At 54.0% G+C, this 18,430-nt stretch carries 22 protein-coding genes; 14 read left to right on the forward strand and 8 right to left on the reverse strand.

Annotation, left to right across the window (positions count from 1 at the left end):
* Window positions 1–71 precede the first annotated feature (71 nt).
* The 3 genes from ACFPQ4_RS21365 to ACFPQ4_RS21375 form a co-directional block, all read right to left on the reverse strand.
* Window positions 72–1,214 carry an HD domain-containing phosphohydrolase gene (locus ACFPQ4_RS21365; protein ID WP_378113946.1) on the reverse strand — a complete coding sequence of 381 codons (1,143 nt, stop codon included), beginning with the start codon at window positions 1,212–1,214 and terminating at the stop codon, window positions 72–74.
* A 128-nt stretch (window positions 1,215–1,342) separates the two neighbouring features.
* Window positions 1,343–1,897 carry a TetR-like C-terminal domain-containing protein gene (locus tag ACFPQ4_RS21370; RefSeq protein ID WP_378113947.1) on the reverse strand — a complete coding sequence of 185 codons (555 nt, stop codon included), beginning with the start codon at window positions 1,895–1,897 and terminating at the stop codon, window positions 1,343–1,345.
* Window positions 1,894–2,616 (reverse strand): MBL fold metallo-hydrolase, encoded by a 723-nt coding sequence (locus ACFPQ4_RS21375; RefSeq protein ID WP_378113948.1) that lies wholly within the window; start codon window positions 2,614–2,616, stop codon window positions 1,894–1,896. Before ACFPQ4_RS21375 ends, ACFPQ4_RS21370 begins: the two co-directional genes overlap by 4 nt.
* 261 nt (window positions 2,617–2,877) lie before the next feature.
* On the opposite strand from ACFPQ4_RS21375, the gene ACFPQ4_RS21380 reads away from it, so the two are divergent.
* The 4 genes from ACFPQ4_RS21380 (at window position 2,878) to ACFPQ4_RS21395 (ending at window position 6,676) form a co-directional block, all read left to right on the forward strand.
* On the forward strand, window positions 2,878–4,272 hold the full coding sequence (locus tag ACFPQ4_RS21380; protein WP_378113949.1) for an extracellular solute-binding protein: 1,395 nt from the start codon (window positions 2,878–2,880) through the stop codon (window positions 4,270–4,272).
* A 72-nt stretch (window positions 4,273–4,344) separates the two neighbouring features.
* The gene (locus tag ACFPQ4_RS21385) at window positions 4,345–5,223 is read left to right on the forward strand and encodes a carbohydrate ABC transporter permease (protein WP_378113950.1); all 879 of its coding nucleotides are present in this window, start codon (window positions 4,345–4,347) and stop codon (window positions 5,221–5,223) included.
* Window positions 5,223–6,059: a carbohydrate ABC transporter permease gene (locus ACFPQ4_RS21390; RefSeq protein ID WP_378113951.1), complete on the forward strand. Its 837-nt coding sequence runs from the start codon at window positions 5,223–5,225 to the stop codon at window positions 6,057–6,059. Before ACFPQ4_RS21385 ends, ACFPQ4_RS21390 begins: the two co-directional genes overlap by 1 nt.
* An 89-nt stretch (window positions 6,060–6,148) precedes the next feature.
* Entirely contained in the window at window positions 6,149–6,676 is a 528-nt protein-coding gene (locus ACFPQ4_RS21395) for a DNA-deoxyinosine glycosylase (RefSeq protein ID WP_378113952.1), read from the forward strand.
* A gap of 27 nt (window positions 6,677–6,703) precedes the next feature.
* On the opposite strand, the gene ACFPQ4_RS21400 is transcribed toward ACFPQ4_RS21395, so the two are convergent.
* The 4 genes from ACFPQ4_RS21400 to ACFPQ4_RS21415 all read right to left on the reverse strand — a co-directional run bounded on the left by ACFPQ4_RS21400 (window position 6,704) and on the right by ACFPQ4_RS21415 (window position 9,766).
* On the reverse strand, window positions 6,704–7,249 hold the full coding sequence (locus tag ACFPQ4_RS21400) for a YfiT family bacillithiol transferase (protein ID WP_378113953.1): 546 nt from the start codon (window positions 7,247–7,249) through the stop codon (window positions 6,704–6,706).
* Window positions 7,250–7,286: 37 nt separating this feature from the next.
* A complete protein-coding gene (gene pepF / locus ACFPQ4_RS21405; protein WP_378114506.1) occupies window positions 7,287–9,080 on the reverse strand; it encodes an oligoendopeptidase F in 1,794 nt (597 codons plus the stop codon).
* A gap of 248 nt (window positions 9,081–9,328) precedes the next feature.
* The gene (locus ACFPQ4_RS21410; protein WP_378113954.1) at window positions 9,329–9,502 is read right to left on the reverse strand and encodes a hypothetical protein; all 174 of its coding nucleotides are present in this window, start codon (window positions 9,500–9,502) and stop codon (window positions 9,329–9,331) included.
* A gap of 30 nt (window positions 9,503–9,532) precedes the next feature.
* Entirely contained in the window at window positions 9,533–9,766 is a 234-nt protein-coding gene (locus ACFPQ4_RS21415; protein ID WP_378113955.1) for a hypothetical protein, read from the reverse strand.
* 218 nt (window positions 9,767–9,984) lie between these two features.
* Here ACFPQ4_RS21415 and ACFPQ4_RS21420 point away from each other — a divergent pair, with 218 nt between their 5' ends.
* From ACFPQ4_RS21420 to ACFPQ4_RS21435, 4 genes are all read left to right on the forward strand, one after another.
* Complete coding sequence (locus ACFPQ4_RS21420) at window positions 9,985–10,725, forward strand: class I SAM-dependent methyltransferase (protein WP_378113956.1); 741 nt, start codon at window positions 9,985–9,987, stop codon at window positions 10,723–10,725.
* 92 nt (window positions 10,726–10,817) lie between these two features.
* Window positions 10,818–11,015, forward strand: coding sequence for a cold shock domain-containing protein (locus ACFPQ4_RS21425; RefSeq protein ID WP_027088130.1), 198 nt, complete (start codon window positions 10,818–10,820; stop codon window positions 11,013–11,015).
* 161 nt (window positions 11,016–11,176) lie between these two features.
* Entirely contained in the window at window positions 11,177–11,923 is a 747-nt protein-coding gene (locus ACFPQ4_RS21430; RefSeq protein WP_378113957.1) for a YebC/PmpR family DNA-binding transcriptional regulator, read from the forward strand.
* A 327-nt stretch (window positions 11,924–12,250) separates the two neighbouring features.
* A complete protein-coding gene (locus ACFPQ4_RS21435; protein ID WP_378113958.1) occupies window positions 12,251–12,865 on the forward strand; it encodes a hypothetical protein in 615 nt (204 codons plus the stop codon).
* A 319-nt stretch (window positions 12,866–13,184) separates the two neighbouring features.
* Here ACFPQ4_RS21435 and mnmA read toward each other — a convergent pair whose 3' ends face one another.
* Complete coding sequence (mnmA, locus tag ACFPQ4_RS21440; protein ID WP_378113959.1) at window positions 13,185–14,330, reverse strand: tRNA 2-thiouridine(34) synthase MnmA; 1,146 nt, start codon at window positions 14,328–14,330, stop codon at window positions 13,185–13,187.
* A gap of 243 nt (window positions 14,331–14,573) precedes the next feature.
* Here mnmA and cymR point away from each other — a divergent pair, with 243 nt between their 5' ends.
* From cymR to ACFPQ4_RS21470, 6 genes are all read left to right on the forward strand, one after another.
* Window positions 14,574–14,993: a cysteine metabolism transcriptional regulator CymR gene (gene cymR, locus ACFPQ4_RS21445; protein ID WP_378113960.1), complete on the forward strand. Its 420-nt coding sequence runs from the start codon at window positions 14,574–14,576 to the stop codon at window positions 14,991–14,993.
* 16 nt (window positions 14,994–15,009) lie between these two features.
* Window positions 15,010–16,158 (forward strand): cysteine desulfurase family protein, encoded by a 1,149-nt coding sequence (locus ACFPQ4_RS21450; RefSeq protein ID WP_378113962.1) that lies wholly within the window; start codon window positions 15,010–15,012, stop codon window positions 16,156–16,158.
* 30 nt (window positions 16,159–16,188) lie between these two features.
* Window positions 16,189–16,731 carry a PRC-barrel domain-containing protein gene (locus ACFPQ4_RS21455; RefSeq protein WP_378113963.1) on the forward strand — a complete coding sequence of 181 codons (543 nt, stop codon included), beginning with the start codon at window positions 16,189–16,191 and terminating at the stop codon, window positions 16,729–16,731.
* On the forward strand, window positions 16,728–16,928 hold the full coding sequence (locus ACFPQ4_RS21460; protein ID WP_035119714.1) for a hypothetical protein: 201 nt from the start codon (window positions 16,728–16,730) through the stop codon (window positions 16,926–16,928). Before ACFPQ4_RS21455 ends, ACFPQ4_RS21460 begins: the two co-directional genes overlap by 4 nt.
* Window positions 16,929–17,080: 152 nt before the next feature.
* Entirely contained in the window at window positions 17,081–18,151 is a 1,071-nt protein-coding gene (locus ACFPQ4_RS21465) for an AI-2E family transporter (protein ID WP_378113964.1), read from the forward strand.
* Between the two features lie 102 nt (window positions 18,152–18,253).
* The gene (locus tag ACFPQ4_RS21470; protein ID WP_378113965.1) at window positions 18,254–18,379 is read left to right on the forward strand and encodes a hypothetical protein; all 126 of its coding nucleotides are present in this window, start codon (window positions 18,254–18,256) and stop codon (window positions 18,377–18,379) included.
* The last annotated feature ends 51 nt before the right edge of the window (window positions 18,380–18,430 follow it).

Consider the following 18,430-nt stretch of genomic DNA (forward strand, 5'->3'; position numbering starts at 1 on the left):
TATGAGGGAAAACCTCACGTACGGTTTGATGAGGAGGGGCTGATAATCTCAGCCCTTTACTCTAGTACGATCTAATGCTCCGCCGTATCCGTTAGCCGTTCGCGGATTTCGAGAAGCAGAGGCAACTCTTGGAAGAAGACGTCGATGACCGCCGGATCGAAGTGACGTCCACGTTCCTCGCGGAACAGGTTCTCGATCTTCTCGATCGGCCATGCCGGCTTATAGACGCGCTCTGCGCTGAGTGCGTCGAATACGTCGGCGACTGCGGTAATGCGACCGTAAATATGGATTTCCTCGCCTTTACGTCCCGACGGGTATCCGTTGCCGTCCCACTTTTCGTGGTGCTGCTCCGCGACGATCGCCGCGGTGCGCAGCAATTCGCGCCTCGATCCGCGTAGCAACTGATGGCCGATCTTCGTATGCGACTTGATGATATCGTATTCTTCCTCGGTTAGTTTGCCGGGTTTGTTCAGCACGGCGTCCGGAATCGCGACTTTGCCGATGTCGTGCATCGGCGAAACGGTACGAAGCAGCTCGGCTTCGCTAATGTCCATGCCCATACCGAGCGCGAGCACGTAAGAATACTCGGCGACGCGTTTAACGTGGTTGCCCGTTTCTTTGGAACGGATTTCGCCGACTTCGCCCATCGTCGATATGATTTCGCGCTGCGTATCGATGATTTCTTGGTGCAGCATGACCGACTCGAGAGACTTGCCCGCATAAGATGCAGCGAGCGACAGTAGCTCCAAATCGCGGGTCGTGAAGTAGTCGACATCCGTCATTTTGTTGATCGCCTGGTAGGCTCCGATAATTTCGCCGTCGTTGTTGGTGAAAGGCACCGTAATAACCGACTTCGTATGGTACCCCGTTCTAATGTCGTTGTCGGCGTTGTGCCTAGGATCGTTATACGCATCCTTAATGATCAGCGGCTCGCCGTTCACGATCGAGGAGCCGACGAAGCCCGTTCCGTAAGGGACGCGAATTTCTTTGACGCCGTGCGCCACCGTCGTGTACAGCTCTTTACGGACGTCGTCGATCAGCCAGACGGCACACCGATCGGAGAGAATCATCTCTCTGCCCATGTTCGCCATAAGGACGAGAACGGCGTTCAAGCTGCTCTCGCCGGCGATTTTGGCCGTATATTCGAAAATTATTTTAAGCAACTCTTCGGGGGACAATTCTTTTCTAACCATGCGGGAAATCACTCCACTCATTCATCGTGCCACCCTACCTTTATTCGCGAGAAAATTGTCGAATCCTTCCTAATCGAGGCGGGAAATCAAAAACCATGCGTAAATCCGCTTGGAACGCGGCTTAAACGCATGGTCCGTCGATGACATGATTAGGATTGGAAACCATCCATATAATGGCTGATAATAATGGTTAAGCTTGCGTCTTTGTCCACGTTCATCTGGAAGCCTCCGGCCGCTTCGAGGGAAGCGAATCCATGAAGCAAGCTGCGCAACCCGCGAACGGCGTGAACGCTATCTTCGTCGGATAACCGGAAGGGCTCCAGCAAGCGATAGAGCAGATGCAGCATATCCTGCGCGATTTTCTCGAATTCAGGCGGCCTGGGCATGCCGATCCGATAAGTAGCCTCGTACATGCCGGGATGCTCTCTCACGAACTGAACGTACGCTTTGCCGATCGCTATGAACGCCGCTCTTCCCGTTTGACCGACCGCGGCGTGGATGAGCCGATCCAGGAGCATGTCGGCTGCGTGAACGGCAAGCTTGTTTCGCAAGTCGTCCAAACCTGAGATATGATTGTACAAGGAAGGAGTCTTAATGCCCAATAGACCCGCCACGTTGGACGGAGTTACGTCGCTCCAGCCGTTGCGGTCCGCGATGTCGGCTGCGGCCGCTACGACGGACTCCGGTTTAATGCCTGCTCTCATCGTGCAGCCTTCCTCCCCAAGTATCGCTCTGCAGCGATTATCGCTTCGTTAATGGCAGATACGGGGCGTTCGATCGCAGCTCCGTGTCCGACGGCTAGGCGATTGGGCTGCAGCTCCATTAACTTGCGGGCGCTCTCGATGGCCGTCTGCGCATGCCAAGTCGCCAGCGCGGGGAAGGGGAAGCTAAGCTTCATATGACCCGATACGGCCAAGCCGCCTTTCGTCTGGAATGCATCGCCGGCGATAAGCGTATTCGTGCTCGTATCCAAGAAAGCCATGTGGCCAGGCGTATGACCCGGCGAAGCGACTGCGACGAGGGAACCGATGCGATCGTTATCGTCGAATAGGAAATCAGGCGAGAAGGGCGCTTTTTTCGGAACGCCGCCGCGTACGGCGGATTGCGGTTCTCCTGGCAACAGGGACTTATCCCCGTTAAGCAGGGCGGCGTCGCGTCGCGATATGCCGATCCGTGCGTTAGGGTACTTGATCTTCAAGGCAGGGACGGCTCCGATATGATCCGCGTGAGCGTGCGTGAGAACAATGCGGTTAAGGGGCAATCCGGTCCGTTCAATAGCTGAGGCAATAGCTTTGGCCATAGGCGGCATGCAAGCATCGATCAAAGTCAATCCGTCGGCATCTTCCACGAGATAGGCGTTCATCGGAAAAAATCGCGGCATGAATTGCAATTGTTTGACCGCACCCCATTCGATAATTCTCATCGTAACATCGCTCCCTATTTACTAATCTTATTATCATAATAACTAATGTAATTAGTTTTAGCAATAGGCATAACCTGTAATATTGACTTTGTTTTGTGGTTATTACAGTCGAAAATGGTCGAATCGTGTCGAAAAAACGCACTTGGCGCAAGATGATCTTATCCCTACTTTAGCCGTTTGACTCCCTTACGCCGTCCGGTTTTGCTTTTACAATAAGGGTGTAACCAACAAAAACACCAAAACATTTGGGAGGTCTACCGCGTGAAAAATAATTTCAAAATCGCCTTGACTATGGTCCTGGCCATGTCGACTTTCTTGGCAGCTTGCGGCAAGAACGATAACAACGAGCCGTCCCCGGCTGCATCTTCTAGCGCTCCGACTGCAAGCGACTCCGCTTCTCCATCCGCTGAACCTAGCCAAGATGCAGAGCCGTTCACGGTCTCGCTCCGCCACATTCAAATCGGCGATGCACAGAAGTTCCGCAAAGCGATCTTGGACGAAGTCGTTAAACGCACGGAAGCAGAAGTGCCAGGCCTGAAATTCGAGTTAGACGGCATCGAAGACGCAGCTAACCGCTTCACGAAGCTGCCTGCCGAGATGGCAGCCGGTAACCAACCTAAAATTTTCGACTTGTTCGGCGGTAACGCCGACGCCCTGAAATACGCAAAAGCAGGTCGCTTGCTCGATCTGACGCCGATCCTTGACGAACTGGGCATTAAAGACAAGTTCCTGAACGTATTCGGCCAATTCACGCTCGACGGAAAAATCTACGGCTTGCCGATCGGCGGTTCCGTAGAAGGCGTATTCTACAACACCGAGCTGTTCTCGCAAAACGGCCTGAACGCGCCTACGACTTGGGATGACCTGGTCAAAGCTGCAGACACGCTGAAGGCTAAAGGCATCACGCCATTCGCAATGGGCTCCCAAGCGGCATGGGTACCGAACATGTTCGTTAACACGATCATCGGTCGCTACACGAACGGCTTCCCGAACGGCATCGTAACCGGCGAAGTGAAATGGAATCAACCGGAAGTCGTAACGGCTTATAACCTGTACGGCGACTGGGTCAAAAAAGGCTACTTCACTAAAGGCGAGCTTGGCAAATCCTACGATGATATGCTTAACGAATTCGCTGCAGGCAAAGCAGGCATGATGTTCGACGGCAGCTGGCGCTCTTCCGCCTTCAAAGAAGGAGCTGTAGCGGCTAACATGGCTGGCAAAGTAGGCTTCGTAGCATTGCCGGCATTGCCTAACGCGGCAGGCGACCAAACGTCCCTGAACGCTAACTATTCTAATGGCTACGGCTTCTCTTCCGATCTGAACGATCAAGAGCTGGCAGCGGTTAAATCCTTCATTAAAAACTTGTACAGCGACGAAATGCAGCTTCGCGGCTTGCTCGAAGACGGCGTGCTTCCTTCCATGAAGCTGTCCGACGAATCGCTTGCTAAAGTTACGGATCCAGTCGTGAAACAAGTGCTTGACGTCATGAAAGCAGCGGGTTCCACGTTCGTTCACTTCGATGCGATCGCTCAAAAATCGGTATATAGCGAAACCGAGCTTCAACTGCAAAAGCTGATCGGCAACAAAGCGTCCGCTCAAGAAGTAGGCGACGCGATCCAAAAGCTGCAAGATCAAGAAAACGCGAAAACGAAATAAGCTAGCATTCCGACAAGGAGGCACCACCCGCCTGCGAGTGGTGCCTTCTTCTCCAAGTAGTGGGGAGGATCTATGAAAAACACACTTAAAAATCCCGCTGTATACTTAATGTTCATAATTCCAACGCTTGCGCTATACGGTTTATTTTTCCTCTATCCGATGTTCTCGTCCGTCTATTACGCGTTCACGGATTACTCCGGCTTGGACGCGACGCATTTCGTCGGCTTCGACAACTTCAAACGCGCATTCGACGACCAAAACTTCCGCGATTCGATCTGGAACAACATGTATTTCATCCTGTTCTCCGTGGGCATACAGGTGCCGATCATCATTATTTTCGCGCTTTTGATCAGTAACGTGAAACGTCTTAAAGGCTTCTACAAGACGACGGTGTTCATGCCGTCCGTATTGTCCACATCCGTAATCGGGATTTTGTGGAGCTTCATCTATGATCCGGACATTGGACCGATCTCCGATTTCCTAGGCTGGTTTGGAATCGATCCGATCTATTGGCTCGCCGAGTCTCCTTGGGCCATGATCGCGATTTTGCTGACGAACGCCTGGCAGTGGGTCGGCTTCTATATTGTATTGATTTTGGCCGCGATTCTCGCGATTCCCAAAGATATCGACGAGGCCGCGGAGATCGACGGCGCGAACGCGACGCAGCGCGCATGGTATTTGACCGTGCCGCTCATCAAGCCAATCGTATCCGTAGTCGTTATGCTTTCCATCGCCGGAGCGATGCGCGTCGTCGACATCGTCCTCGTCATGACGAACGGCGGCCCATACGGCTCGACCGAGGTTATGGCTTCCTACATGGTCAATAAAGCGATGAAATACGGCGAGTACGGCTACGGCACGTCGCTAGCCATCATTATTTTCGCGTTCGCGCTCGTGTTGACGGCGATCTATCAGCTCACCTTCTGGAAGACGGAAAGGATTGAATACTGATGACGCTGACGAAATCGCTGAAGAAATCGATACCCCATATCGTGCTGCTAATTTATGTCGCGATTATTTTGTTCCCGTTCGTATTCGTACTGTTCTCGTCTCTGAAGGCAGACAACGTCGAAATCTCGCAAGCGCCGTTCGCGTTCCCGAAAAAGCTGTTTTTCCAAAACTACTCGGACGCTTGGGTGCAAGCGAAAATCGGCAAGTATTTCTTCAATAGCGCGTACTTGGCGTTATCTTCCGCTGTCGTCGGCGTGCTCGTGGCGGCCGGAACGGCGTTCGCACTGACTCGCATGAAGTTCCGCGTTACGAGCAAGGCGGTGTACGGGCTGGTGCTGATCGGGATGCTCATCCCAGGCAACGTGTTGTTCATTGCGCAATACAAGCTGATGATGGACCTGCACATTTTGAATACCCATTGGTCTTTGTTCCTGCCCTATACGGCAGGCGCGCTACCGTTCAGCGTATTGCTCATCTCGGCGTTCATGAAGTCGATTCCGAGCGAACTGGAGGAGGCGGCCATCATGGACGGGCTGAGCGCAGCGGGATTGTTCGCCCGCATCATTTTGCCATTGACGGTTCCCGCGCTCGTCACCGTGTTCATTATCAACTTCCTGGGCAACTGGAACGAATACTTGCTGGCGAACTTCTTCATCAGCAAAGACGCGCTCCGCACGTTGCCGACCGGGATGGTCGGATTCCGCGACGCTTACCAGACGAACTACGCGCTCATCAGTACGGGCATCGTGTTCAGCGTCACGCCAGTCATCGTAATGTATGCGGTGCTGCAGAAGCAAATTATCGAAGGCTTGACGGCAGGCAGCGTCAAAGGCTAATGTTCGAACGGCGTTCGTTCCCAATTTGGGAATGGACGCTTTTTGCGTTTATAATAGAGGCACCTGAGTTAAAGCGGAGGTAGATCGTCATGCGCGTGCATAGCTTTCCGCCGATTATCGACGAACGATCGCGCGTTCTCGTACTTGGCAGCATGCCCGGGGTTGCCTCGTTGAAGGCTCACCAATATTACGGCAACGAACGCAATTACATGTGGCGGCTCTTGTACGCCGTATTCGAGGGACGCGAGCCGGACCCGGTTTACGAGGAAAGGATTGCTTTCGCGCGCAAGCACGGGGTCGCATTGTGGGACGTCATCGCGTCATGCGACAGACCCGGCAGCTTGGATAGCGATATCAAACAAGTAGTGCCGAACGATATTCCCGGTTTGCTCGAGGCTTATCTGAACGTCGATACGCTAGCCTGCAACGGGACGAAGTCTTATACGGAGTTGTTGAAGCATTACGGGGACCATCCGGAAGTCGCGCGAAGGCGCATCTTGAAGCTTCCATCGACGAGTCCGATTCCGACGCCGAAGTATCGGGGGTTAGAGGATCGGCTGGAGGCTTGGCGAGTTGTAGGAGAGTATGCAAAAAACGGTCTGGACTTAAAGTCCTGACCGCTTTTTGTGTGCTTCATAGATACGTTAATTTCGAGCTTGCCAGCCCATCCGCTCGCGAAGCGACGTAATATGGGCGATATGGTGGTTGCCGTGCCATACGTACATCGCGAACGCCGTATTCAAGCTCATCGGGCCGTATACGGGATGCAGGAACGTTCTGCCGAAGTCGCTCGCGGACATCCCGCGCAAAATGGCGTCCCACCGAACATACAAGCCGTCCAGCAAAGACAGCGAGGAGGCGATCGGAATCGTCGAATCGACCATTGCCGCCCACAGCTCCTCCTCGAACGCTTTGATCGTCGGATTGTCTTCGGTCAATGCGAGCTTGAATCGGGTAAATTGATTGATCGAAGCGTCGGCTACATGGTGAACGACTTGACGCACCGTCCAACCTTCAGGGCGATAAGGCGTGTCGAGCTGTTCGTCCGACAGACCTTCGACCGCTTGCTTCAGCTTCGCGGGTACCGATGCGAGCGAGTCGATCATCCCCGCGCGTTCGGTGTCGGTCAAGCTATCCGGCTTAACGAATTTTCCGATCGGGTATTTCAACTGTTCCAGCGTAATTTCCATGGTGGGTTCCCTTCTCCATGCAAAGCTATATATTTGCTTATTTCGACGTGAGTTGCTCCATTTGCTCGATCAGACCCTCGAACACGCTCATCGCTTGGCGAATCGGCTCTGGAGACGACATGTCTACACCGGCTTTCTTCAGGATGTTGATCGAGTAGTCGCTGCCGCCGCTCTTAAGGAAGCCGAGATAGCGGTCGACGGCCGGTTTGCCTTCGTCGAGAATTTGTTTGGCGAAGCTCGTCGCGGCGGAGAAGCCCGTCGCGTACTTGTAGACGTAGAAGCTCGTATAGAAGTGGGGAATGCGCGCCCATTCCATCTCGATATCTTTGTCCACGACCATGCCTTTGCCGTAATACTGCACGTTCAGGTCGTAATAGATTTTGCTGAACTCCTGCGGAGTAAGCGCCTCGCCGTCTTCGGCTTTCGCGTGAATGATTTTCTCGAATTCCGCGAACATCGTCTGACGGAACACGGTCGTCCGGAATTGGTCGGCGTAGTACGTCAGCAGGTACATTTTTTCCTTCGGATCGGTCGCCTTTTCCAGCATGTCGTGCATGAGGAGCGCTTCGTTCAGCGTCGATGCGACTTCCGCCAAAAATATCGTATATTGCGCATCGCGGTATTCCTGGTTGTTGTCCGAGTAGTACGAATGCAGGGCGTGGCCCATCTCGTGCGCGAGCGTGAACATGCTGTTCAGGTTGTCCTTGTGGTTCAGAAGCACGTAAGGATGGGTGCCGAACGCGCCCCAGCTGTACGCGCCGCTGCGTTTGCCTTCGTTCTCGTAGATGTCGATCCAGCCTTTATCGAAGCCTTCCTGAAGCACTTTGCGGTAGTCGTCGCCAAGCGGCGCCAAGCTATCGTATACTTTCTTCTTCGCGTCTTCGTACGAGATTTCCATGTCGAACTCATCGACGAGCGGGGCGAACAGATCGTACATATGAAGCTCGTCTAGCTTAAGCAGCTTTTTGCGAAGGTCCATGTACCGGTGCATGAGCGGCAGAAACTCATGAATCGTACCGATCAGATTATCGTATACCGACTGCGGGATGTTATCGCCGAACAGCGACATCTCGAGCGCGGACGGGTAATGGCGGGCTTTGGCGTAGAACAGGTTTTTCGTAACGTTGGCGTTAAGCGTGGCGGCCAGCGTGTTTTTCCATTTGCCGTATGTATCGTACATCGCCTTGAACGCGTCGCGGCGAACTTCTTGTTTACGGCTCTCGAGGAACTGGATGTAACGGCCGTGGGACAGCTCGACTTCCTCGCCTTGCTCGTTTTTGACTTTAGGGAACTTCAGATCCGCATTGTTCAGCATGCCGAAAATCGTATTCGGAGCTTGTGAGACGTTGCCGACTTGCGCAAGCAACGATTCTTCGTTCTTCGAAAGGATGTGCGGCTTCTGGCGGAGCATCTCGGTGAGCGTGCGCTTGAACTTCGCAAGCTCGGGAGCGTTCGTCAGTGCCGTCAACTCGGCTTCCGTCAAGCTCAGTATTTCCGGGGTAATGAACGAAGTCGCTTCGCTTACTTCTACGCTAAGCTTCTTAGACTTGTCCGACAGCGCTTGGTAAGCCGATTCCGCCGTATCCTCGTGATGGCGCATATTCGCGTAGACGTATAGGCGTTCCGTGAGCAAGGAGATGTCGTCATCGAGCGTGAAACATTTCGCGATCGCGTCCGCGTTGTTCAACTTGCCTTGGAAAGCGGCTACTTCGCCGAGCATACGCTTAACCTTACTGTACTCGGCGTCCCATGCGGCTTGATTAGCGTATAGATCTTCCAGCTTCCAACGATGCTCCTGCGGCGTTTCACTTCGTTTAGGTACTTGGCTCATAGGGTTCGATGACCTCCTTAAGGGTAGTTCGCGAACGGCCTGCGGGGAGTTGATTCCCGCATCGGTCGTCGCGGGGTAAGCGGATGAGTGCTGGAGCGTAGTGGCCAGCAACAGGAAAGCCGCCATAGCGGCGGCGATCGACAAGGAGTACGGTCTCATGGGCACCTCCGTCTAACGGAAATGGTTACCTGAGACAGTATGCCCCCGCGCGATTCGATCTTTGCATCTCCGATTGAAGCGATAGCGTATTAGCTGCCCGCCTTGAAAAAGCTGTACACGATCAGGAAGAAGGCGAACAAGACGAGCCCGATGGAGGTAAGGGCTAACCCGCGTCGCATGTTCTGCGGAATGCGTTCGCGCATCAAGATGAGGACGACCGCAAGCCCGAATGACGAAACGATAAAAATAATGTTGGCTTCCATGTGAGCATTGCCCCCCGACCGTCGGCGATATTAGATGTTGCGAAGCGTTTCGATCGTTTGTTTGAGCTCTTCTTCGCCTCCCGGGAAATCCTCCGCGCGGAAGCGGCGATTCGCCCAGTCCATCATCTCGGGACGGCTAATGAATTTGTGGCATTCTTCGCCCCATTGATCGGATATTTCGCGAACGACGAGCGTCTTTCCTTGTACTTCTACGGTAAGCATATTGTAATTGTCGTGTTTGTAGACGGTGTGTTTGGCGAACATGTGTAACTCCCCTAGTCCTGGCAGTGTCTGCCGTTTTTTTCATCATAGAAGAGATGGGCGTAGAAATCAACGTAGCGCTGGAAAAAGGTGGTTGACAGTAGGATGGGGCTGTGCGATTCTACTATAAATTGTTTTGGATCCGGCTTAGCGCCGCGATTGAAGCAATTGGAGTTAGCTATTCGAGACGAGCTTTGACGAGCCGAGAGGAGAAGAGCGCAATGAATAACAATGGAGTTAACAAGGGTGCCGATGTAGGTGCTCCGCCAGCGTATCCGCAGACGGGGGTAGCGTCCACGTGCCGCGCTTACCGGGAATACGAGGCGATGTTCCGCTTGGAAGAAGGCGATCTGCGCGCCGGTACCGTGCTGGATGTCGCGGGAGGCGCATCGTCGTTCACGGCGCATTTGCGTACGTTAGGGATCGAAGCGTTCGCGGTAGATCCGTTCTACGAGGGCGTGACCGAGCAAGTAATCGCGGACGCCGAGAAGGAGATCGAAGTGTCCTCCGCGAAGATAGCGGCTAATGCGGCATCTTTTGACTGGAGCTTTTACGGCTCGCCTGAACAGCATCGCCAACTAAGGGAGCAATCGCTTCAGCGGTTCGCCGCGGATTTCCGCATGGAAGGCGGTCGGAAACGTTATATTTCGGCGGCGTTGCCCAACTTGCCGTTCGCGGACGATACGTTCTCGCTGGTCGTATGCAGCCATTTCTTGTTTTTATATGCCGACTCCTTCGACGAGCGTTTTCACGCGGCGGCGATCGATGAAATACTCCGCGTTTTGAAGCCGGGCGGACAGTTGCGAATTTACCCATTAGTTTCCTTGAAATGGGAGGAAATCTCCTATTTAGACCGCTTAATCGATGGGGTTTCGGGGAAGGCGAGAGCGACGTTAATTTCGACCGGTTTACCGTTCACGCCAAGGCCAAGTTCCTTGCTACGCCTGGTTAAAATGGGGTAAGCGAACCCGCCGGACATATTGCAACTTAGTGCCAATTCGGTTATAATTACCTCATTCGCCGAGTAACGGCGAGATTTTAGGAGGTTTTTCATTTGAGAGGAACAGTTAAGTGGTTTAACGCAGAAAAAGGCTATGGTTTCATCTCCGTAGAAGACGGCAACGATGTATTCGTTCACTTCTCCGCAATCCAAGGCGACGGCTTCAAAACATTGGAAGAAGGCCAAGCGGTTGAATTCGAAATCACGCAAGGCAACCGTGGTCCTCAAGCATCCAACGTGGTGAAACTGTAAGTCTCGCGAAGCGAGGACTTATTTTCATAATCACGAAGTGCGCAACGAAGCCCCTGGCACATGCTAGGGGCTTTCGCGTTTCCATAGACGAAGTTTTGACCGCTCGATTGAACTAATGGTAAACTATTAACCGATACTAAGTCTCTCGGGGGTAAGTCGCTATGCCAAAATTCAAGCTGTTTGCCGGTCGGAAAGGCAAGGCCGACCAGGCCAAAAACAACCGATTCGTGAAGCTAGCCCGCGAAATCTACGTACAAGCCCGCAAAGGCGGGACAAATCCGGAATCGAACTACGGCCTAAAAGCAGCCATCGCGAGCGCGAGGGCGATCCAGATGCCGGCCGACAATATCGATAGAGCGATCAAAAAAGCATCAGGCGGAACGGACAGCGTCGACTACGAAGAAATCATGTACGAAGGATACGGCCCGGGCGGCGTGGCGATCATGGTCAAATGTTTGACCGATAACCGCAACCGTACGGCTGCCGACGTTCGTTCGATCTTTAACAAACGCGGCGGCAACATGGGCGAGTCCGGCTGCGTCGCTTATATGTTCGACGAGAAGGGGTTGCTCGTCGTCGCTCGCGAAGAGGACGACGGACGCGACGAAGACGGCGTCATGATGGAAGCGTTGGAAGCGGGAGCGGAAGACGTGATCGCGGGGGATGAGAGCTTCGAGATTTTGACGGCTCCAAGCGAATTCCTTACGGTAAAAGCCAATCTTGAAGCGATGGGTTACGCCTTCGTCGAAGCGGGCGTTCGCTGGTTGCCTCAGAATACGTTGGCGTCGGAAGGCGAGAACGCCGAGAAGCTGCTGAAAATGATGGACGCGTTCGACGACAACGACGACGTTCAGGACGTCTACCACAACTTCGAAATCAGTGACGAAGAAATGCATCGGATTAGCTAATCATATAGGCATGATATGCTGCGCGAAGTACGTGCCGCTTGTTCCCTTAGGGGACAGGCGGCTTTTTTGTTTTTGGATCGCGGGAAGCGTGGCTCATTTGGGCAGCAATGCAATGCTCGTTGGGGAGTAGGTGGGGGGATTATGGTGCGGACGATATATCTCATTGGGGCGATGGGGTGATTCTGTTGTGAACGATAACTCCGATCGAGGCTAATAGGGCAAATATGATGTGGGTAATCATTTTCAGTGGGCGGAGGAGTGCGGGTGGACGGCTTCGATACAGCTTTCGCAAAGTTTTTGAGGGAGCAGCAGCGTGAGGCAAGAGGAATGCGTTTAGAAATGTTGGACAAAGATTTGACGGGCACGAAGAAGCTGCTTCAAGTGCTGTGGCCCGTGCTTGGCTCGTTCGACGACTTGGTGCTCGAATATGAAATAACGAGCTTATCCGGCGTTAAGATCTATGCGGATGCGTATCATCGCGCGTGGCGCGCTGTATTCGAAGCCGAAGGTTATGCGTCGCACGCGGAGACGATCACCCGCGACCGTTTCTCTTTCGAGCGCATGCGCATACGGACATTCACGAACTTAGGCTACCGTTTCATGCCATTTAGCTGGGATGAGCTGGACAAGAGGCCGGAAGCGTGCCGCCGCTCCGTTTACGAGATGCTGGGGAGGTTTGGGAGCGGGGGGCTCGGTGTCATGGGCGCACGTGTACGCTGGACGGAACTTTCCGTCTACGAACGCGAATTGATCCGCTGCGCGTGGCTGCATAATGGATCTTTCGGCCTGCCGGACGTGTGTATGTGGCTGGGATTGAAGGAGGATGCTACACGCTTGGTGGTACGCAAACTGGAGCCGAAGGGGCTACTGCTCCGCGTAGGCGGAAGCGCGCGACATGCTCATCGTTATAAACTAACTGAGTTGGCGGCACAACTGAGCTAGATTGAGGCCAAGATCCCCGGGAAAACCCGGGAACTAGCCCGCTGAGAGTGCGCTGAAGGCCGAGATCACCGGGAAAACCCGGGAACTAGCCCGCTGAGAGTGCGCTGAAGACCGAGATCCCCGGGAAAACCCGGAATCTCGCCCCGCGAGGATGCGTCAAAGACCGAGATACCCGGGAAAACCCGGGAACTCGCCCCGCAAAGGTGCGTCAAAGGCCGAGATACCCGGGAAAACCCGGGAACTCGCCTAATACCAAAAAAACCACCCGTCTCACGACGCCGAAGCGGCAGAGAGCGGGTGGTTCTAACAAAGCGGCAGGTCAAACGCCGGCTTCGGCCGCCTCCAGCTTGTGTACCTTGTCGATCGTGCCGCCGCCGAGGCAGACGTCCCCGTCGTAGAACACGACGGCTTGCCCGGGCGTGATCGCCTTTTGCGGCGTGTCGAAGTCTACGCGATACGACCCGTCGCCAAGCGGCGTCAGCGTGACGCCTTGATCCGGCTGGCGATAGCGGAACTTCGCTACGCAGCGCGCCGGTCCGATAGGCGCTGCCGGGCTGATCCAGTTTACGCCTGTCGCCGTTAGGCCGACCGAATACAGACTCGCGTGCGTGTCTCCTTGCACGACGTACAACACGTTCTCGGCCAAATCCTTATCCGCCACGAACCACGGCTCGCCGTTGCCCGATCCGCCGATGCCGAGTCCTTGCCGCTGCCCGAGCGTGTAATACATAAGGCCATCGTGACGGCCTTTCACTTGGCCGCTCACGAGGTCGACCATATTGCCGGGCTTTGCCGGCAAGTACTGACTCAGGAACTCCTTGAAGTTCCGTTCGCCGATGAAGCATACGCCCGTGCTGTCTTTCTTCTTCGCCGTATACAAACCAGCTTCCTCGGCGATCTTCCGCACGTCCGGCTTGTTCAGATGACCGATCGGGAACATGGCCCGAGCAAGCTGGGATTGATTCAGCGCATGCAAGAAGTACGTCTGGTCTTTATTGTTGTCGACGCCTCGCAACAACCGATACTCCCCATCCTCCAGCGTCACTCGCGCGTAGTGGCCGGTCGCGATGACGTCCGCGCCTAGATCGAGAGCCTTTTGCAAAAATTCTCCGAATTTGATTTCGCGGTTGCACATGACATCCGGGTTCGGCGTGCGGCCGCGGCGATATTCCTCGAGGAAGTATTCGAATACTTTGTCGTTGTATTCCGCCTCGAAATTTACCGTGTAATAAGGGATGCCGATCTGATCGCATACCCGTCTAACGTCCTCGGCGTCCTCTTCCGCGGTACACACGCCGAATTCGTCGGTGTCGTCCCAGTTTTTCATGAATACGCCGATGACGTCGAAGCCTTGGTTTTTGAGCAGCAACGCGGTAACCGAGGAGTCGACGCCCCCCGACATGCCGACGACTACCCGCACCTTGGAAGGGTCGGGGAATCGATTGTCGTACTTATTGTCGTTCATCTATTCGTTCACTCCTTGACGGATTGCTTAGCTAGAAGAGCTATAACTTATCCCTTAGTTTAGCACATTCGCGCAAGTAACTCACTTGCGTAACACTCCCGACATGAATATGTCAACTTTTTTTTGACCACAAAGGTAGTAGATGTGATAACATAGATATGATATGGGGATACCCTCCATTTACCGGATGGATAGGCATACGAACACGATTCCGTGCTTCCGGCGAGAAAGCAGGTGTTGACTTTGAAAATTTCGACGAAGGGCCGCTACGGCTTAACGATTATGATGGAACTTGCGGCAAAATTCGGCGAAGGCCCGATTTCTTTGAAAAGCATTGCTGAAAAGAACGGACTGTCCGAGCATTACCTCGAGCAATTGATCGCTCCGCTGCGTAACGCTGGTTTGGTCAAAAGCGTGCGCGGCGCGTATGGCGGGTACGTATTGTCGCAGGATCCGGAATCGATTTCCGCCGGCGACGTTATCCGTGTACTTGAAGGGCCGATCAGTCCCGTCGATTTCACCGAAGAGGACGACCCGGCGAAGCGCGATTTGTGGCTCCGCATAAGAGATAGCATCGCGCAAGTGTTGGATTCGACGATGCTTACGGATTTGATCCACTTCAAAGGCGAAGGCAAATTGGACAATTATATGTTCTATATCTAGAAGAAGGTGCAAGGCATTGAGTTACATCTATTACGACCATGCCGCCACCACGCCGATGCACGAGGACGTCATTCGAGCCTACGTCGAGGCGGCCAGCGCGGGTCCGGGCAACGCTTCGAGCCTGCACGCGCAAGGACGCGCCGCGCGCGGACGAATTACGGCGGCCAGAGATACGCTGGCGCGTTATCTGTGCTGCGACGCATCGGAGCTCGTCTTTACGAGCGGCGGCACGGAGAGCGATAACGCCGCCTTATTCGGCGCGGCGCTGGCGCAACGCAGTAACGGAAGAATAGGCATCGTGACTTCGGCGGTCGAGCATCATGCGGTACTGCATGCCTGCAAACAACTGGAGAAACAAGGCTTCAAGCTGACCGTGCTTCCCGTTGACGACAACGGGCGCGTCTCGGTCGCGGAAGCCGAAGCGGCCATCGACGACACGACGGCAGTCGTGAGCATTATGGCAGGCAACAATGAGACTGGGACCATACAGCCGATCGCCGCGATTGGCGAATGGGCTCGCAAGCATAAAGCTATAATGCATGTCGATGCGGTGCAAGCGTTCGGCTACGCCTCGCTCGAGCTTCGCGAACTGCCGATCGATCTATTGAGCCTGTCGGCTCACAAAATCAACGGCCCGCAAGGCGTCGGATTGTTGTACGCCCGCAAAGGCACGTCGTTCCAGCCGCTCTTATACGGCGGGTCCCAGGAACGCAAGCGTAGAGCCGGGACGGAGAACGTCGCGGGAATCGCGGCTTTCGCCAAAGCCGCCGAGTTGGCCGTGTCGGATCGCGAACTGCGTTCGCGCCATGCCGAGACGATGAGGGAGACGTTCCTAACTCGGCTAGGGGATCTGATCGGATCCGAGTCGTTCGTCGTGAACGGCGAAGGAGCCGAAAGACTCCCGCACATCGCGAACGTAAGCTTCCTCGGCATCCGTTCCGAAAACATGCTTATGAACTTGGACCTAGCCGGCGTGTCGGCTTCGGGTGGATCCGCGTGCACGTCGGGCTCGCTTTTGCCCTCCCATGTGTTGCAAGCGATGGGCTTGCCCCAAGAAAGAGTTGCATCCGCTGTAAGATTTAGCTTCGGATTGGGCAATAATAGCGAAGAAGCTGAAAAAGCAGCGCAAATTACTGCAACCATTTGGGCGCGGCTGCGTAATTAATAGCAGAAGCCCATCACCGAGGGGCACTGAATGATCCAAATTCAACAAGTGCTCGGCCTTCCGGTATTGCTGCGAAGCGGTAGAAGGATCGGCAGAGTCAAAGATATACGGTTCGACGAATTTTGGAGCTTGAGCGGCATCGTGCTCGATCATCGGGTGTGGCTTCGCAAAGCGTACAAAGTCGTAAGCTGGGACGATGTCGTCTCCTGCGGTCCTGACGCGATATTCGTCAATGACAACGCGGAAATCGCGATCGTCGACAAGAAGCGGTTATTTCGTACTTACCATACCGGGATCATCCAACTAAAGGACATGCCGGTCTTTACTAAAGAAGGTTTGCGTCTCGGAGACATAACGGATGTTTATTTCAAGGAGACTGCGGGAAGACAGATTATAGGATACGAGTTAACGGACGGTTTTCTCGCGGACGTGATGGAAGGGCGCAGACGGTTATTTTTACCGGAGCAACCCGAGAACGTAACGATAGGCGAGAATGCCATTATCGTACCCTCCTCTTACGAGAGGGTATTGGAGAGAGACCATACGTGGAAAGTGACAGGTGAAGACGGATGATGAGATGCCCGAACTGCAATTCCAAAGACATCGGAAAAATCGGTTCCCATCAATTTTACTGCTGGAGCTGTTTCATCGAGCTTACGGTGAACGGCGAGAAAATGTCGGTGTACCAAGTCGAAGAAGACGGTACGCTTAGCTCCTTGGATGACCTATTTTTCAGCGAGTCGGAAGTACCTCAAGTGCACGCGAACTAACGATAGGCTAGCATACATCAAAGCGATGCGCCGGCGCTCCTTATTGGAGTTTGCCGGCGCATTGTCGTATATGCTGGTTTAGACGCACGGACAAGTACATATACTGGAAGGGAGCGTGAAGCCTCGCTGGCGGCTCGACAGGGGGTGGAGAGTTGAATCGGTTTACCCAAAGCCGTCTTTTTACCGTGCTGATCTATACGATCCTCATTTTGTTCGTCTTGTTATTGCTCGTACATGTAAGGCCGATGCTGCTGTCCGTGTGGGGGTTTCTGAAGTCGGTGCTGGCGCCGTTCCTCGTAGCGATGATCATCTCCTACGTGCTTAACCCGATCGTGAACTTGCTGCATAATCGCAAAGTTCCTCGTACGGCGGCGGTGCTGCTTATTTACGCGGTATTCATTACGGTGTGCGTAGTTATTCTGATGAACGTCATTCCGATGTTTATCGAGCAAGCGAAGGAACTGAACCAGCATATGCCGGAGCTGACGATGCGCGCGCAGAACGTCGTGGACCATTTTAACAACGTCAATTCGTTCCCCGAGAGCGTCCGAGTCGGCATTAATCGTTCGATTGACGGGCTGGAGAAGCAAATCGAAGAGCGAATCGCGGACTTTCTGAACAATATCGGAGCGGTCGTAAATGTCCTGTTCCTTGCGATGATCGTTCCGTTCCTAGCCTTCTATATGATGAAAGACATGGACGTGTTCGAACGGGCGGCGTTGCAGCTAGTGCCGCGCAATCATCGCAAGCATGCCGTCAGGCTGATGAAGGATATCGATGCCGCGCTAGGCAGTTACATAAGAGGCCAATTTATCGTGTCGATGTGCATTGGCGTGCTGGCGTACATCGGGTATTTGCTCATCGGGATGCCTTATCCGCTGCTCATGGCGGGGTTCGTCTCGCTGTTCGATATTATCCCGTACCTGGGTCCGTTTTTCGGGGCGCTGCCTGCGCTTCTTATGGCGACTACGATTTCTTGGAAAATGGTGCTATTGGTCATTATCGTCAATTCGGTGTGCCAAAACCTGGAGAGCAACGTAATCAGCCCGCAAGTCGTGGGCAAGTCCATGAAGATGCACCCGCTTACGATCATTCTCGTCCTGCTCGTCGGCGGAGAGCTGGCGGGTATCATAGGCATGATTCTCGCGGTACCGTTCTACGCGGCGATGAAAGTCGTCGTCCAGCATCTGGGCGCTTACTACATTCGCAGAAAAACCGTTTGACAGCGCCGATTGTCGTTTACTATAATTTAAATGTTAACCATAACGTAAAGCATTGACGAAACATGAGTACTTTGCAGACCGCATCGCCAGAGAGAAGATTTCTTGCGCGCTGCCGCGAACCGGAAGCCGGATTCGTCGCACGTCGCTTGGCTGGGAAAGTCTTCGTTGCGAAGGGTAGAGGAAGCCGGTTTCGGAGCGCGGACGAAATCCGCCGGCGAAGGCCGTTAACACTGATCGAGGAGATCGCGCAAGCACGTTCGCGCGATAACCAGGGTGGTA

Source organism: Cohnella yongneupensis (assembly GCF_042655785.1).
Classification (GTDB): Bacteria; Bacillota; Bacilli; order Paenibacillales; family Paenibacillaceae; genus Cohnella; species Cohnella yongneupensis.